The organism is Pseudoalteromonas sp. 2CM32C (genome assembly GCF_023161925.1).
Classification (GTDB): Bacteria; Pseudomonadota; Gammaproteobacteria; order Enterobacterales; family Alteromonadaceae; genus Pseudoalteromonas; species Pseudoalteromonas marina.
The window spans coordinates 97,679-114,387 of the sequence record NZ_JALNTI010000005.1 but is presented as its reverse complement, the minus strand read 5'-3'; the positions used below and the strand labels follow the sequence as shown (position 1 = coordinate 114,387).

The following is a 16,709-nucleotide window of genomic DNA, read 5'->3' as shown; positions in this document are numbered from 1 at the left end:
CAACCTCATTAAAGTGTTAATGTAATTGGTATTCCTCGCAATTAAAAAGGGAGCAAGCTCCCTTTTTGGTAAATTAAGCGTCGTCCTCATCTTGGCTAAATAATGCATCAATAAAGTCATCGCTTTTAAATGAACGCAAATCATCAATACCTTCACCAACACCAATATAACGAATTGGAATGTTAAACTTATCAGCTACAGCAAAAATAACTCCACCCTTTGCTGTACCATCAAGTTTTGACAAAGTAATACCCGTTAAACCCACACATTGGTTAAACAAGTTTACTTGGCTAATCGCATTTTGCCCTGTACCTGCATCTATGGTTAGCATCACCTCGTGCGGTGCATCAGGATCTATTTTTTTCATTACACGAGCTATTTTCTCAAGCTCTTGCATCAAATTATCTTTATTTTGCAGACGACCCGCTGTATCAGCAATTAACACATCTACATTACGCGCTTTTGCGGCCTGAAAGGCATCAAATACCACCGATGCACTATCGGCTCCGGTATGCTGTGCTATAACTGGAATACTATTGCGCTCACCCCATACTTGAAGTTGTTCAACCGCAGCAGCTCTAAAAGTGTCACCCGCAGCAAGCATGACCGACTTACCTTCATTTTGAAATTGCTTAGCGAGCTTACCAATCGTAGTTGTTTTACCAACCCCATTTACGCCTACCATTAAAATCACAAACGGTTTTTTTTCTGCTGGTATTGTTAATGGCTGTTCAGCAGTCTTTAGCATCGCTGCCATTTCTTGCTTCATTAGCTCATATAAAGCATCACCATCCTTAAGCTGCTTTCTATTTGCACCGTCCGTTAGTCTATCGATTAACTTCATGGTGGTATCTACGCCTAAATCAGCCGTCAATAATTGAGTTTCAAGCTCTTCAAAAAGGTCATCATCTATTTTTTTACCACTAAAAATAGACGAGAATCCTGCGCCAATATTAACGCGGGTTTTTAGTAATCCTTTTTTAAGACGTGAAAAAAAGCCTTCTTTCTTAGGCTTTTCTTCTTTCTTAGCTTGCTCTGCTACAATACGTTCTTGTTCTAAGCGCTGCACTTCGGCTTGCTCTGCTGCAACACGTTCTTGTTCTAAGCGCTGCACTTCGGCTTGCTCTGCTGCAATACGTTCTTGTTCTAAGCGCTGCGCTTCTGCTTGCTCTGTTGCAATGCGTTCTTGCTCTAAACGCTGGGCTTCTGCTTGCTCCGCTGCAATGCGTTCTTGCTCTATGCGCTGCGCTTCTCCTTGCTCTGCTGCAATGCGTTCTTGCTCTAAACGCTGGGCCTCTGCTTGCTCTGCTGCAATGCGTTCTTGCTCTATGCGCTGCGCTTCTGCTTGCTGTGCTGAAATGCGTTCTTGCTCTATGCGCTGCGTTTCTGCCTGCTGTGCTGTAATGCGTTCTTGCTCTATGCGCTGCGCTTCTGCTTGCTCTGCTGCAATACGTTCTTGTTCTAAACGCTGCGCTTCAGCTTGCTCAGCAAGGCGCTTTTGTTGCTCAACTCTCTGCTGCTCGGCTTCCGCCTGTTCTTTTGCTAACAGCTCAGCATTTGCTCGTTCTATTGCTAATTTTTCCGCTTGCTCTGCAGAAGCGCGTTCTTGCTCGGCTTTTTCAGCGGCAACGCGTTCTTCTTCTAAGCGTTTAGCTTCAGCTTGCTCAGCAAGGCGATTTTGTTGCTCCACTCTCTGCTGCTCGGCTTCTGCCTGTTCTTTTGCTAGCAGCTCGGCATTTGCTCGTTCTATTGCTAATTTTTCCGCTTGCTCTGCAGCAGCGCGTTCTTGCTCGGCTTTTTCAGCGGCAACGCGTTCTTCTTCTAAGCGTTTAGCTTCTTGCTCTGCTAAAGCTTGTTGTTTATCAGCCTCTGCTTTTTGTTCGGCTTGTTTTTTATCTGACTTACCAAAGCCGAGCCAAGACATTAATTTACTTTTTTTTGCCATACTTGCTAATAACCACTTATAAAAATCTGATAAACTAAAATTTGAAAATAGCTTGGAAGAGCCAACACACTTTGCCAGCCAAACAACCATTCAAAACATAAGTGTTCAATAGTAACACTTTTAATGCGGTTGAAAAATGAAGCTATACGTAATCTACTACAATATTATCTGAGCTAGATCCCAGATACCATTTTTTAGTGAGCTAAATGAGAAATAAAACAACTAAAAATAAAGCAATTACCAAATCTACTGATGGCTTTATTAGAGTGATAAGTGGGCAATTTCGCGGCCGAAAGCTTCCAGTAAAAGACGTACAAGGTTTACGTCCTACTACAGACCGAATTAAAGAGACAGTATTTAACTGGTTAATGCAAGACACGCGTGATGCTAACGTTCTAGATTGTTTTGCAGGTTCTGGTGGGTTGGGGTTCGAAGCTCTTTCGCGTTTTGCAAGTACTGCTCTTTTTATAGAGCTTGACCCAAGTGCAGCAAAGCAACTAGCGCAAAACATAGCAACACTAAAATTACAAAATGCACAGGTAAGGCACACTAACTCTCTTTCATTTTTAGAACAAAAAAATAGTAATACGCCTTTTGATCTTGTTTTTGTTGACCCGCCTTTTCGCAAAAATTTAGCTCAAACTAGCTGTAACTTATTAGAAATAAATAATTGGCTTAGCGAAGAAGCACTAATTTACGTTGAAGTAGAGAGCGATCTAAATACGTTCAAACCACCTAGTAACTGGCTGTTAATTAAAGAAAAAAAAGCAGGCCAAGTATTTTGTAGACTCTACCAACGCCAGCTAAATTAATACTGTTTTACACTATGCGTTTCTGTTAATATTATCCTTTACATGTGGTGTTGCTTCGGATTACAATACCGCACCATTTTTGAACCACTTGATCAATGTTTGATCAACTTGAGCAACGCTCATAATTTAGGTAGGTGAATTTTTAATGCCAGTAATTAAAGTAAGAGAGAACGAACCGTTTGACGTAGCACTTCGTCGCTTCAAGCGTTCATGTGAAAAAGCAGGTATCCTTTCAGAAGTTCGTCGTCGCGAGCACTATGAAAAGCCAACAGCTGAGCGTAAGCGTAAGAAAGCTGCAGCAGTTAAGCGTCACATGAAAAAACTTTCTCGTGATAACGCTCGTCGCGTTAAATTATACTAATACATTAGGTCTTGTATAAATGAGCCTTTTAATAACGCTAAAAGATGCGCAAAAAGATGCGATGAGAGCTAAAGACAAACAACGTCTTAACCCTATTCGCATGGTACTTGCTGCAATCAAGCAACGTGAGATTGACGAGCAAATAACACTAGACGACGCAGGTATTACCTCCGTTATAGTGAAGCTTGTTAAACAACGTCGCGACTCTTACACTCAGTACAAAGATGCTGGGCGTGATGATTTAGCTGAAATTGAAGCCAATGAAATAACAGCACTTGAAACCTTCTTACCTCAACAGTTGAGTGACGAAGAAATAATTGCTCTCATTGACGCGGCTATTGCTGATACTAACGCAGCAGGTATGCAAGACATGGGTAAAGTGATGGGTATAATCAAAAGCAAAGCTGAAGGTCGCGCCGATATGGGTAAGATCTCTGGTTTAATAAAGCAAAGATTAACCGCCTAACACTCCCTATACGTAAAGTATAATTGAAGTAAACCGAGCCTAGTGCTCGGTTTCTTTGTTTTTACGTCACTAAAAAGTAAACGTTATGCCTATATTCAAAAATGAAATTATTCATACTGACTCTATTTATTTAGCCGTCATTTTGATAAGTTAAGGTCCAATTATTTATACCTTACGAGTATAAATTTTAAGTTTCACTTTCGTTATTCTTCTTAATATTTCAGGACTGTATTTTACTAATGGCTGGAAAGATCCCACGAAGTTTTATAGATGATTTACTTGCCAGAACCGATATTGTCGACCTGATAGACTCTAAAGTTGGGCTTAAAAAAGCCGGTAAAGACTATCAAGCGTGTTGCCCTTTTCATAACGAAAAGTCTCCCTCGTTTACGGTATCGCAAGATAAGCAGTTTTATCATTGCTTTGGCTGTGGTGCGAATGGCAACGCAATATCGTTTGTTATGGAATACGACAAACTAGAGTTTGTTGATGCCATTGAAGAGCTTGCCAGCATGCTCAACTTGGACGTGCCCCGCGAACAAGGCGGTAGCTCTGCGCCAGAACGTACCGCTGCGCAAAAGCGTTCAGATTACGATTTGATGCTTCATACAGCTCGCTTTTATCAGCACCAACTAAAGCACCACGCTAACTCGGCCGCAGTCATTGACTATGTTAAAGGTCGAGGACTGAGCGGAGAGACCGTTAAAAAGTTTATGGTTGGCTACGCCCCTAGTGAATGGGATGGCTTATGTTTACAACTTGGCCGTAATAAAGAACAAAAAGAGCAACTCGTCGAATTAAAGCTCGCCTCAGAAAAAACACCAGGCAGGCAGTTCGACTTTTTTCGCGACCGCTTAATGTTTCCTATTCGTGATAAACGCGGCAGAGTTGTCGCCTTTGGCGGTCGCGTTATGCAAGCTGATCAAGGGCCTAAATATTTAAACTCTCCAGAGACTCGAATTTTTCATAAAGGGTTTGAGCTTTATGGCCTTTATGAAGCTAAACAAGCACACAAAAAGTTAGAGCACATTCTTATCGTTGAAGGCTACATGGATGTTGTTGCACTTGCAGAAAAAGAGATTGAATACGCTGTTGCAGCACTGGGAACCGCCACAACAAGCGAACACATGCATACGTTATTTAGAACGACCGATAAAGTTATTTGTTGTTACGATGGCGACCGAGCTGGACGCGATGCAGCTTGGCGGGCACTTGAAAATGCGCTCCCCTACTTAAATGACGGTAAAGCATTGAACTTTGTATTTTTGCCTGATGGAGAAGATCCCGATTCATTAGTGCAAAAAGAAGGTAAAGAAGCATTCGAACAGCGTTTAAGTGAAGCCGATGACTTTACTAAAGTCATGTTTAACAAATTAAGCCAAGAAATTGATTTAACACTCGATTCTGGTAAAGCAAAATTACTCAGTGCAGCCCTACCGCTCATTGAAAAAATTCCGAGTGAATTTTACCAAGAAAATATTTTAGAGCAATTAGGCAGACTAATTGGGCGCACGCGTGAACAACTTAATAATCGATTAAAAACACCAAAGCAACAGCATTCTATTGAGCGAAAATTTAAAATAACCCCAATGCGACAGGCTATTGGTATTTTAATTCAGCATCCAAACCTAGCTAAAAGTGTTCCTTATTTGCCAGAACTTGCACAAATGAACATTGCAGGTATTGGTTTATTGCTTCGCTTGCAGCAACAAGCACTTGAAAAAGAGACTATCACTACGGCTCAGATACTCGAATTTTTTAGAGATACTGACGATTATGAGCCTCTTATTAAGCTCGCTACTTGGCAACATGAAATAAATGAAGAGCGTTTAGAGACTGTTTTTAAAAATACTTTTAAATTTATTGAAGATCAGTGTTTAAATTATCGACTAGAGACCTTATTAATAAAAGACAAGACACAAGGTTTAAATAGCGACGAAAGACTAGAATGTCATTTACTAATGACAGCGTTAAAAGCGACTAACAGCTAGTCAGATCTAGTTTTGGATGTTATACTGTGCTATTCACTGCGTCACATTGTTCTGGTTGGCATTAATGTAAACCAAGTGATGGCGCCTGTTGTATCAACTTATCAGAGTGGAAGAAACAATCTCTATGGATCCAACTCCTCAGTCACAATTAAAACTTCTGATTCAAAAAGGTAAAGAGCAAGGCTACTTAACTTTTGCAGAAGTAAATGATCACCTTCCACAAGACATAATTGACTCAGATCAAGTAGAAGATATCATAAGCATGATTAATGACATGGGTATTAAGGTTAGCGAAAACGCGCCTGATGCCGATGAATTAATGATGCAAGAAACAACGACAGACGAAGACGCAGCTGAAGCTGCCGCTGCTGCACTTGCTACGGTAGAAAAAGAAATTGGCCGCACTACCGATCCGGTTCGCATGTACATGCGCGAAATGGGCACTGTTGAACTTCTTACACGTGAAGGCGAAATTGTTATCGCTAAGCGTATTGAAGAAGGGATCAACCAAGTACAAATTTCAGTTGCTGAATACCCTGAAGCAATCACTTACCTACTAGAGCAGTGGGATAAGTTTGAAGCAGAAGAAATGCGTTTAAGCGATATCATCGTTGGTTTCATTGATCCGAACGAAGACGAAGCGCCAATTTCAGCAACTAACATCGGTTCAGAATTAAGTGAAAAACAACTTGATGACGATGATGAAGACGATGACAAAAGTGACGATGATGAAGATGAAGAAGAAGTAGATACAGGCCCAGATCCTGAAGAAGCTCGCATTCATTTTGAAAACTTACGTGATTTATACAATAAAGCACGTGATACGTTTGAAGCTAAAGGTCGTTCGCATCCTGATTCACAAGCCGCCATTTTTGAAATTGGTGAGCTTTTCAGAACCTTCAAGCTAATTCCTAAACAGTTTGATCGCATGGTTAACAACATGCGCGAAATGATGGACCGCGTTCGTGTTCAAGAACGTCTAATCATGAAACAAGCTGTACAAATTGCTAAGCTACCTAAGAAAGCATTCGTTAAGCACTTTGCTAATAACGAAACAGATCCTTCGTGGGTTGATTTAGAAATTTCAAACAACGAAAAATACTCAGCTAAACTTGAAGAAGTTAAACCTGAAATAATTCGTTGTATCAATAAGCTATCTATTATTGAGCAAACAACTGGTTTAAGCATAGAGCGTATTAAAGACATTAACCGTCGTATGAGTATTGGTGAAGCAAAAGCGCGCCGTGCGAAAAAAGAAATGGTTGAAGCTAACTTACGTCTTGTAATCTCAATTGCTAAAAAATACACAAACCGTGGTTTACAGTTCTTGGATTTAATCCAAGAAGGTAATATTGGCTTGATGAAAGCGGTAGATAAGTTTGAATACCGTCGTGGTTATAAGTTCTCTACTTATGCTACGTGGTGGATACGTCAAGCAATTACTCGCTCTATTGCCGACCAAGCAAGAACTATCCGTATTCCGGTACATATGATCGAAACGATTAATAAGCTTAACCGTATCTCTCGTCAAATGTTACAAGAAATGGGTCGTGAGCCAAATCCAGAAGAATTAGCTGAACGCATGATGATGCCTGAGGATAAAATCCGTAAGGTACTTAAAATTGCTAAAGAGCCAATTTCGATGGAAACACCAATCGGTGATGATGAAGATTCGCACTTAGGTGACTTTATCGAAGATACTACCATTGATTCGCCAATCGATTCGGCAACAATGGAGTCGCTTCGTGGCGCAACTAACGACGTACTAGCGGGCTTAACAGCGCGTGAAGCTAAAGTACTTCGTATGCGCTTTGGTATCGATATGAATACCGACCACACCTTAGAAGAAGTAGGTAAACAATTTGACGTAACACGTGAGCGTATTCGTCAAATAGAAGCGAAAGCGCTGCGTAAATTACGCCACCCTTCTCGCTCAGATTTACTAAAAAGCTTTTTAGACGCTAAGTAATTTAGCGCTTTGTATAAACTAAAAAGGCCGCTGTAGCGGCCTTTTTTCTATTTCAAGGAAATAAAGATGGCTTGGATCCAAATCCGTATCAATGCCAATGCAGCAACCGCAGATGCAGTAAGTGACCTATTAATGGAAGCAGGCAGTGCGTCTGTTACCTTTATGGATGCTAAAGACACACCTATATATGAGCCAAAAATTGGCACTGTTGAATTTTGGGCTGACACCACTGTAATTGGTTTATTTGAAGCTAATCACGATATGAACGAAGTGATCGCACTATTAAAACGCCACGACGAAATAAATGAATCACTCGTTTACAAAATTGAACAGCTTGAAGATAAAGACTGGGAACGTGAATGGATGGATAACTTCCACCCTATTCAGTTTGGTGAAAAGCTATGGATTTGCCCTAGCTGGCGCGATATTCCTGATCCTGATGCTGTTAACGTTTTACTTGACCCTGGCCTTGCGTTTGGCACAGGCACACACGCAACAACAGCTCTGTGTTTAAAATGGCTAGAAAGCCAAGACCTTACCGGTAAAACCGTCGTGGATTTTGGTTGTGGCTCAGGCATTTTAGGTATCGCTGCTATTAAACTGGGTGCTGAGCGCATGATTGGGATTGATATTGACCCACAAGCACTTGAAGCAAGTCTTGATAACGCAAACAGAAACGGCGTAGCCGATAAGCTAGAAGTGTACTTACCAGAAAACCAGCCAGAGTTTACTGCAGATATTGTAGTGGCTAATATTTTAGCGCAACCACTACGAGAGCTTCACAGTGTGATTTTAGGGTTGTTAAAGCCAGGCGGTAAAATTGCCATGTCTGGTATTTTAGAAGAACAAGCACAATCGGTTGCTGACATATACGCGCCCTTTATTGAGCTCGATGAAATTGCCATTGAAGGTGATTGGACCCGTGTTAGCGGTACAAAAAATAGCTAAGCATATACATTATAAATTTTAGAGTATTAACTCAAAAGTCGCATGTAAAGCCTGTATTTAACAGGCTTTACTATTTTTTTACAAAATAAAAAATAAACATTATTTATTATAAAAACATCATTCGTTCAAATTTCACACAAATAAACCCTTCCGTCATACGGTTATCAAATGTCAATACGAAAAGAGCAAAAAAAAGTCACTTTTGTTCAATTTATAGCCTTTGATTTTTGTCAAAAAAGCCGTAAACTTAGCGCCCCTTGAAAAGAGGCCTATTGAATACAGTGCGTATCGGTAAATACCAACTTGAGAATAATGTAATTGTTGCGCCTATGGCCGGCATTACAGACAGACCATTTAGACAACTCTGCCGTCGCTTAGGCGCCGGGCTTGCTGTGTCTGAAATGTTATCGTCAAACCCAAAGGTTTGGAAAACTGAAAAGTCGATGAATCGTATGGATCACAGCGGTGAGTCGGGTATACGCGCGGTGCAGATTGCAGGAGCTGATCCTGAGCTTATGGCGCAGGCCGCACAATTCAATGTTGCTAACGGTGCACAAATCATAGATATCAATATGGGGTGCCCAGCAAAAAAAGTGAACAAGAAACTCGCAGGCTCTGCTTTATTACAGTTTCCTGAACTCGTGGAAGAGATTATTGATGCAGTTGTTAATGCTGTTGATATACCTGTAACACTTAAAATCCGTACAGGGTGGGATCCGGATAACCGTAATGGTGTAGAGATTGCGAGAATAGCTGAACGTTATGGCATTGCATCACTGGCTGTACATGGGCGAACACGCGCATGTATGTATAAAGGTGAAGCAGAATACGCCACGATTAGGGATATAAAACGTTCAGTGTCAATTCCTGTTGTTGCAAATGGTGATATTACCTCGCCAGAAAAAGCAAAACAGGTTTTAGACTATACGGGTGCAGATGCCATTATGATTGGTCGAGCCGCCCAAGGTCGCCCTTGGATATTTAGGGAAATAGACCACTATTTGCGAACTGGTGAACACATGCAGCCACCTGCTATTGCAGAGGTGCGCAGTATTTTAATGGAGCATTTAACAAACCTCCATGCGTTTTACGGTGAGCCAATGGGCGCGAGAATTGCTCGCAAACATGTATCTTGGTATTTGCAAACCCATGACAGTGATGGTCAGTTTAGGCGAGTATTTAATGCGCTCGACAACTCAGAAGCACAGGTCGTCGCATTAGAGCAATACTTTAAAACACTAGCAGCTAACTAAGAAAGAAAGAGACTTTATAATGTTCGAACAAAACGTGACTTCTCCATTTATCACAAACCCTCATGTTCAGTCACACGAGAAACCGCAGCCATTGCGTGATGCAGTAAAAAAAGCTGTTCACCACTACTTAAAACAGCTTAACGGTCAAGATGTGCAAGACGTTTACGACCTTGTTCTTTCAGAGCTAGAAGCGCCATTACTTGAAGAAGTAATGACATACACACGTGGTAACCAAACTCGTGCAGCTATTTTACTAGGTATCAACCGTGGTACTTTACGCAAAAAGCTTAAAAAATACGGCATGAACTAATATGCTGGCTGTGATAAATCACAGCTGTTTATTAAAAAAGCACCTTAGGGTGCTTTTTTTATGCGTACAATTTAGTAGAGATGTTGCAAAATGCTCACGCTTATTGGCGCTTTATAAGTCGTTTTTTAAGTTGTAATCAGTTAAAATGCCCGCTTCTAAGCTAGCTCATTAACTGAGGAAATCAAACTACAATGGATACTCATCGTCCCATTCGTCGCGCACTTTTAAGTGTGTCTGATAAAACCGGTATTGTTGAATTCGCCCGCGCACTAGAAGCACAAGGTGTAGATATTTTATCAACTGGCGGTACGTGTAAACTCCTTGCTGATAACGGCATAAAAGTGACTGAAGTTTCAGATCACACCGGTCACCCTGAAATCATGGATGGCCGCGTAAAAACCCTTCACCCTAAAATTCACGGCGGCATTTTAGCCCGTCGCGGACAAGATGAAGATGTAATGGCAGATAACAACATTTCTGCAATCGACATAGTTGTAGTTAACTTATACCCCTTTGCGAATACTGTCGCTCAAGAAAACTGCAGCCTTGAAGATGCCATTGAAAATATTGATATTGGCGGCCCGACAATGGTTCGTGCAGCTGCTAAAAATCACAAAGACGTAACGATTGTGGTAAACGCAAGCGATTACGATCGCGTTATTAGCGAAATGCAAAATAACAATGGTTCAACTACGTATAAAACACGTTTTGATTTAGCTATTGCCGCCTATGAGCACACAGCTCAATACGATGGCATGATTGCTAATTACTTTGGCAAAATGGTTCCTGATTACACTGAAGAAGCCGTTGAAGACACTAAGTTCCCACGTACTATCAACATGCAATTCACTAAAAAGCAAGATATGCGTTACGGTGAAAACTCACATCAAGATGCTGCTTTTTACGTTGAAAACGATGTAAGTGAAGCATCAGTTGCAACTGCTACTCAGTTACAAGGTAAAGCACTGTCGTTTAATAACATTGCAGATACCGATGCAGCCCTTGAGTGCGTTAAAGAATTTGATGTACCTGCGTGTGTTATTGTTAAACACGCAAACCCGTGTGGTGTTTCAATTGGTGAAGATATTCTTAGTGCTTACGAGCGTGCATTTAAAACAGACCCAACATCAGCGTTTGGCGGCATTATTGCCTTTAACCGCGAGCTTGATGCTGCAACAGCACAAGCCATTGTTGACCGTCAATTTGTTGAAGTGATTATTGCCCCGAGCATTTCAAGTGAAGCTGCAAAAATTGTTGAAGCTAAAAAGAACGTACGTTTATTAGCGTGTGGACAATGGAGTGGCAAAGCAACAGGCCACGATATTAAACGCGTAAACGGCGGCGTTTTAGTACAAGATCGCGACCTAGGTATGGTTACTCAAGGCGACTTAAAAGTCGTCTCTAAGCGTCAGCCTTCTGAGCAAGAACTTAAAGATTTACTGTTTTGCTGGAAAGTCGCTAAGTTTGTTAAATCAAACGCGATTGTGTATGCCCGCGACGGTATGACTATTGGTGTAGGCGCAGGCCAAATGAGCCGCGTTTACTCTGCTAAAATAGCGGGTATTAAAGCTGCTGATGAAAACCTAGAAGTACCGGGTTCTGTTATGGCATCGGATGCGTTTTTCCCATTCCGCGATGGCATAGATGCTGCTGCAGAGGCTGGTATAACAGCGGTTATTCAACCGGGTGGTTCAATGCGCGATGAAGAAGTTATCGCGGCCGCGGATGAAGCGGGCATGGCTATGGTGTTTACTGGCATGCGTCACTTCCGCCACTAATCACAAAAAGGGTTAAGCTCAACGTTTAACCCTTTTTGTTTGCAAGCAATTCACGTATTCTGATTATTCTAACTCCTAATTTTAATGTGAAGGAACAAACGATGAAATTTGCACTAAAGTCTCTACTTGTTGCTAGCCTAGCACTTACTTCAACAATGGCATTGAGCCATAACCATGAATCAAGCCTAAGCCACGCAATAAAAGCAAGCGAGCGAAGCGCTAAAAATAGTGCTCGTGATGAATATCGCCACCCTGAGCAAACATTGGCATTTTTTGGCTTTAAACCGTCAATGACCGTTGTAGAAATTGCGCCAGGTGGTGGTTGGTACAGTGAAATTTTAGCGCCAGCATTGAAAGAGCAAGGCTTATACTACGCTGCTCATTTCCCTAGCGACTCATCGGTTGGTTACTATCAACGCTCATTAGCTGCGTTTAAACAAAAAGTAGCTGAAGACGAACGCTTTAGTTATGTTAAAATTACAGAGTTTGCCCCTTTAACCCACCTAGATATTGCGCCTGCAGAATCTGCCGATATGGTACTTACCTTCCGCAATGTGCATAACTGGTATATGGGTAAAGATACAGACGGTGCATTGAGCGCATTTAAAGCGTTTTATAAAGCACTAAAACCAGGTGGTACATTGGGTGTGGTTGAGCATCGTTTAGCTGAAAACCGTGCTGATGAGGATCAAAAAACATCAGGTTATATGAAACAGAGTTACGTGGTTGACCTTGCAAAGCAAGCAGGATTTGAGCTAGCAGCAACTAGTGAAATAAATGCTAATCCAAAAGATACAGCCGATCACCCTAAAGGGGTGTGGACGCTACCACCTAGCTTAAGACTTGGCGAACAAGACGCTGAAAAATATAAAGCTATTGGTGAAAGCGACCGTATGACGCTGAAATTTAAAAAACCGCTTTAAATAGGAATAGTACGCCATGAATGTATTAGTCATTGGCAGCGGCGGCCGCGAACACGCACTTGCGTTTAAGGCCGCTCAAAACAGTAAAGTAAATACCGTATTTGTTGCTCCAGGTAACGCAGGTACTGCACTTGAGCCTAAACTCGAAAATGTTGCAATTAACGTTGAAGATTTAGATGGCCTATTAAAATTTGCTCAGCAAAATAATGTAGAGCTCACCATTGTAGGCCCTGAAGTACCGCTCGTATTAGGTGTTGTGGATAAATTTCGTGAACATGATATGGCTATATTTGGCCCAACAGCAGGTGCAGCCCAGCTTGAAGGCTCTAAGTCGTTTACGAAAGACTTTTTAGCTCGCCATAATATACCAACCGCCGATTACCAAACATTTGAGCAAATTGACCCGGCCCTTGCTTATTTAAAAGAAAAAGGTGCGCCAATTGTAATTAAAGCCGATGGTTTAGCCGCAGGTAAAGGCGTTATTGTTGCAATGACACATCTGGAAGCTGAAGACGCTATTCGCGATATGCTTGCCGGTAATGCCTTTGGTGATGCTGGTAGCCGTGTTGTTATTGAAGAGTTTTTAGAGGGCGAAGAAGCCTCTTTCATTGTGATGGTAGATGGTAAAAACGTCCTTCCGTTTGCGACAAGCCAAGATCATAAACGTGCTTATAATGGCGATGCCGGCCCAAATACTGGAGGTATGGGTGCATACTCTCCTGCGCCAGTGGTGACAAACGAAATCCACCAACGCATTATGGATGAAGTGATCACCCCGACAGTAGAAGGCATGGCAAGCGAAGGCCACCCGTACACTGGCTTCTTGTATGCAGGTTTAATGATAGATAGCTCAGGTACACCTAAAGTTATCGAGTATAACTGTCGTTTTGGCGACCCTGAAACACAACCTATGATGCTACGTTTACAATCAGATTTAGTTGAACTGATTGAAGCGGCTAACCGTGAAGAACTAGATAAAACCACTATCGAGTTTGACCCACGCGCAGCGGTAGGCGTTGTACTTGCAGCTAAAGGCTACCCGGGTGACTACCCTAAAGGCGATGCTATTTCAGGCCTTAAGGTTAACTACCCTGCTGATGAAAAAGTATTTCATGCGGGTACTAAACAAAGCGGCGATGATGTTGTTACTGCCGGCGGCCGTGTTTTGTGCGCAACGGCATTGGGTAATAGCGTAACAGAAGCACAACAACGAGCCTACGAGCTGGTTAAACAAATTAGCTGGGATGGTATGGAGTATCGAACTGATATTGCTTATCGTGCTATTGCTCGCGAGCAGTAAGCTAATAAAAATTGATTGGTATGACCAATTAATTTAACTAAAAAAGCGCAGTTCGCCTGCGCTTTTTTAGTGCTACACTAATTAAAAGTTTTTAAAAAGTAAGCATACATTGGAACTTAGAACTTTACGTTATCATTCACTTGCTGTTGCCATTTTGATATTTATATTTTTTATTATCAATACATTGGCTTCAAACCTAGTAGTGCCTACTCGTTACACAATTGATAAAACATCACCAATGTATCTCAATCACGCCTACTACATTGATGAAACCAAAAACCAAACATTCGATGCAATTATCAAGCAACCTAATTTACTTACCCATGCTCCTTTTTCAGAAATTCCTTGGAGTTTTACTCAGCAAAATTATTGGTTGTTTCTTGATTTAGAAAACAAAAGCCAAGAAAGTCAAAAAGTAGTTGCTCACTTTGATAACCCAATGGCCGATCACCTCACAGTTTATCGTTTAGATAAAAACAACCATATATTAAAAACTTATAAGTTGGGTGATAGAGAAAAAAAACTGACTTTGTTTCAGTACAGCGTGCCACACATCAACTTTTTGATGGAGCAAAAATCAACCCAGCGCCTCGTTATTAAAATAGACACCGTGGGCATTAGCAAAACACCTATCAATTTATACCGCGATAAAGAATTTGTAGATTTAATGCGTTCTCAAACTGGTATTTGGGGAATATTTGCTGGCGTATTACTCATGGCTGCACTTTACAACCTAGTACTCTATTTTGGTATAAAAGACCGGGTTTACCTTGTTTATATTGGTTATATAATTAGTGCACTGATACTAATGGGTATAGTGCTTGGGTTTGGGTTTTACCTTTGGCCTTTAGAATGGCAACTATTTTTTCATCACAAAGTCATTGTGAGTAATTACGCTGTTTCGTTTTTTACTCTCGCCTTTTGTACTATGTTTTTGCGCTACCATAAAGATAAGTGCTGGCGATACACAATGAGCAAAGCGCTGCTTTCTCTTATGTTTGTTATGGGTATAGCTAGCTTTTTTATTCCTGAAAACATCGCTGCGCCACTTTTTTTCTGCGTATTAGCGCTGCTATATGTTGCATGCACTATATTAATTTATAAAAAACTGCTTAGTGGTTTTAGATGGGCCAAATTTTACGTTTTTTCGTGGGTTCCCCTTATTTTAGGTGCTGTAATACAACCACTGGAGCTCACCGGCGTGATTGATTACAGTTTCACTTCGCGTCACGCCTTTTTGGTGGCGATTTTATGTGAAATTGTTTTAATGGCCATGGCGTTGGCTGATCGTGTACGCTATCAACGAGAGCGCGCGCTTTACCATGCAACTCACACTCAACAAACTAAGTTGCTTAATAGCTCTAAGCTCAAACAAGCATTTATGTCCCTGCAAAGCCAAAACCGTTCTACCACCTTGTGCCTAATAAAAATATGTCATTTTAATTCGCTTAATACCATCATTACATCGACTCAAGGTTACACCCTCATAAAGCACATTGCTGAGCGACTAGAGAATGAATTAATGCACGAAAGAGAGTTTGCAAACCTTGAAACCGATTTAAATAACAGTCCTCGTCTGGCTGATTTAAACAGTGGTGTATTTGCTTGTATCTCAACCAAAAACCAAAACCAAGACACACTCAAAACACTACTCACAAAAGTCATTAGTAACCTCCCCAAGCAATATGAAATTAAAGGTTTGAGTCTGCAACTCAACTACACAATTGGCATTAGTAGTGCAAACCAAAGTAATGATTTTGAATATTGGTTAAAGCGCGGTTACTTAGCCTTAAAAGATGCAAAAGGACGTGTAGATCGCGTTGCGTCGTCTGCAATTAATAACAGTTTAATAATGGATGTTGGTTTGGCGGCTCATTTGCAAAAAGCAATTAAAACAAACCAGCTTGCGCTGTATTATCAACCGCAAATAAGTTTAGTTAATAATCAAGTAATAGGCGCTGAAGCGCTACTACGCTGGCCTGATCCCACCTATAAAAACATTTCGATTGAAGAGCTTGTAATTTTGGCAGAGCATACCGGAATAATTAATGAGCTGACCTTGTGGGTTATTGAACAAGCTTGTAAAGATCTTGTAGAGCTAATTAACAGCGGCCATAAAGAGCACACAATTAGCGTTAACTTAAGCGCTAAAAACTTAGCCATTAATAACTTAGCTGAAAAAATAGAAAATATACTAATCAAACATCAAGCACCCGCTCACTTACTTAAGTTTGAATTAACTGAATCTGCCTTTGTAGAAAGCCAAGACGTGCTCATTAAATTAGTTGATGAATTATCAGCATTAGGAATAAAAGTTGTACTCGATGACTTTGGCACAGGTTACGCATCATTGAGCTACCTTGTTAACTACCACTTTAGCGAGCTTAAAATAGATAAATCATTTATTTTTGACCTCGTTAATAACCCCGCTCACCAAGTCATAGTTCAAACATCAATAGATATGGCGCACCAGCTTAACTTGTCAATTACTGTAGAAGGTGTTGAAACTCAAGAAATCCACCAGCTATTAAAACAAATGAATGCAGACCGCGCACAAGGTTATTTATATGCTAAAGCGTTGCCTTATCCTGAGTATGTTAATTTCTTAAAAAGCCAATACAGTTTAAAAATGTTAGACTCTCCTTTTTAAACA

Annotated in this window: 13 protein-coding genes; 12 read left to right on the top strand and 1 reads right to left on the bottom strand. The window is 41.0% G+C overall.

Annotation, left to right across the window (positions count from 1 at the left end; genetic code table 11):
- Positions 1 to 73: 73 nt before the first annotated feature.
- Entirely contained in the window at positions 74 to 1,945 is a 1,872-nt protein-coding gene (gene ftsY / locus MTF67_RS11265) for a signal recognition particle-docking protein FtsY (RefSeq protein ID WP_248519565.1), read from the bottom strand.
- Between the two features lie 206 nt (positions 1,946 to 2,151).
- On the opposite strand from ftsY, the gene rsmD reads away from it, so the two are divergent.
- The 12 genes from rsmD to MTF67_RS11205 all read left to right on the top strand — a co-directional run bounded on the left by rsmD (position 2,152) and on the right by MTF67_RS11205 (position 16,706).
- Positions 2,152 to 2,757 (top strand): 16S rRNA (guanine(966)-N(2))-methyltransferase RsmD, encoded by a 606-nt coding sequence (gene rsmD / locus MTF67_RS11260; protein ID WP_248519564.1) that lies wholly within the window; start codon positions 2,152 to 2,154, stop codon positions 2,755 to 2,757.
- A 145-nt stretch (positions 2,758 to 2,902) separates the two neighbouring features.
- Positions 2,903 to 3,118: a 30S ribosomal protein S21 gene (gene rpsU, locus MTF67_RS11255; RefSeq protein WP_002957797.1), complete on the top strand. Its 216-nt coding sequence runs from the start codon at positions 2,903 to 2,905 to the stop codon at positions 3,116 to 3,118.
- A 19-nt stretch (positions 3,119 to 3,137) separates the two neighbouring features.
- Positions 3,138 to 3,584: a GatB/YqeY domain-containing protein gene (locus MTF67_RS11250; protein ID WP_006794811.1), complete on the top strand. Its 447-nt coding sequence runs from the start codon at positions 3,138 to 3,140 to the stop codon at positions 3,582 to 3,584.
- Positions 3,585 to 3,823: 239 nt separating this feature from the next.
- Positions 3,824 to 5,575, top strand: coding sequence for a DNA primase (gene dnaG, locus MTF67_RS11245; protein WP_008128763.1), 1,752 nt, complete (start codon positions 3,824 to 3,826; stop codon positions 5,573 to 5,575).
- A gap of 124 nt (positions 5,576 to 5,699) precedes the next feature.
- Complete coding sequence (gene rpoD, locus MTF67_RS11240) at positions 5,700 to 7,544, top strand: RNA polymerase sigma factor RpoD (protein ID WP_006794813.1); 1,845 nt, start codon at positions 5,700 to 5,702, stop codon at positions 7,542 to 7,544.
- A 66-nt stretch (positions 7,545 to 7,610) separates the two neighbouring features.
- Entirely contained in the window at positions 7,611 to 8,492 is an 882-nt protein-coding gene (prmA, locus tag MTF67_RS11235; RefSeq protein WP_248519563.1) for a 50S ribosomal protein L11 methyltransferase, read from the top strand.
- Positions 8,493 to 8,773: 281 nt separating this feature from the next.
- Positions 8,774 to 9,745, top strand: a complete 972-nt coding sequence (gene dusB / locus MTF67_RS11230) for a tRNA dihydrouridine synthase DusB (protein ID WP_010556644.1) — start codon at positions 8,774 to 8,776, stop codon at positions 9,743 to 9,745.
- A 19-nt stretch (positions 9,746 to 9,764) separates the two neighbouring features.
- Positions 9,765 to 10,055 carry a DNA-binding transcriptional regulator Fis gene (gene fis, locus MTF67_RS11225; RefSeq protein ID WP_002957804.1) on the top strand — a complete coding sequence of 97 codons (291 nt, stop codon included), beginning with the start codon at positions 9,765 to 9,767 and terminating at the stop codon, positions 10,053 to 10,055.
- Between the two features lie 191 nt (positions 10,056 to 10,246).
- The gene (gene purH, locus MTF67_RS11220) at positions 10,247 to 11,833 is read left to right on the top strand and encodes a bifunctional phosphoribosylaminoimidazolecarboxamide formyltransferase/IMP cyclohydrolase (protein WP_039037995.1); all 1,587 of its coding nucleotides are present in this window, start codon (positions 10,247 to 10,249) and stop codon (positions 11,831 to 11,833) included.
- Positions 11,834 to 11,934: 101 nt separating this feature from the next.
- Positions 11,935 to 12,756: a methyltransferase gene (locus MTF67_RS11215; RefSeq protein ID WP_248519562.1), complete on the top strand. Its 822-nt coding sequence runs from the start codon at positions 11,935 to 11,937 to the stop codon at positions 12,754 to 12,756.
- Between the two features lie 16 nt (positions 12,757 to 12,772).
- Positions 12,773 to 14,056: a phosphoribosylamine--glycine ligase gene (gene purD / locus MTF67_RS11210; protein ID WP_248519561.1), complete on the top strand. Its 1,284-nt coding sequence runs from the start codon at positions 12,773 to 12,775 to the stop codon at positions 14,054 to 14,056.
- Between the two features lie 109 nt (positions 14,057 to 14,165).
- Complete coding sequence (locus tag MTF67_RS11205) at positions 14,166 to 16,706, top strand: EAL domain-containing protein (RefSeq protein WP_248519560.1); 2,541 nt, start codon at positions 14,166 to 14,168, stop codon at positions 16,704 to 16,706.
- Positions 16,707 to 16,709: the final 3 nt, after the last annotated feature.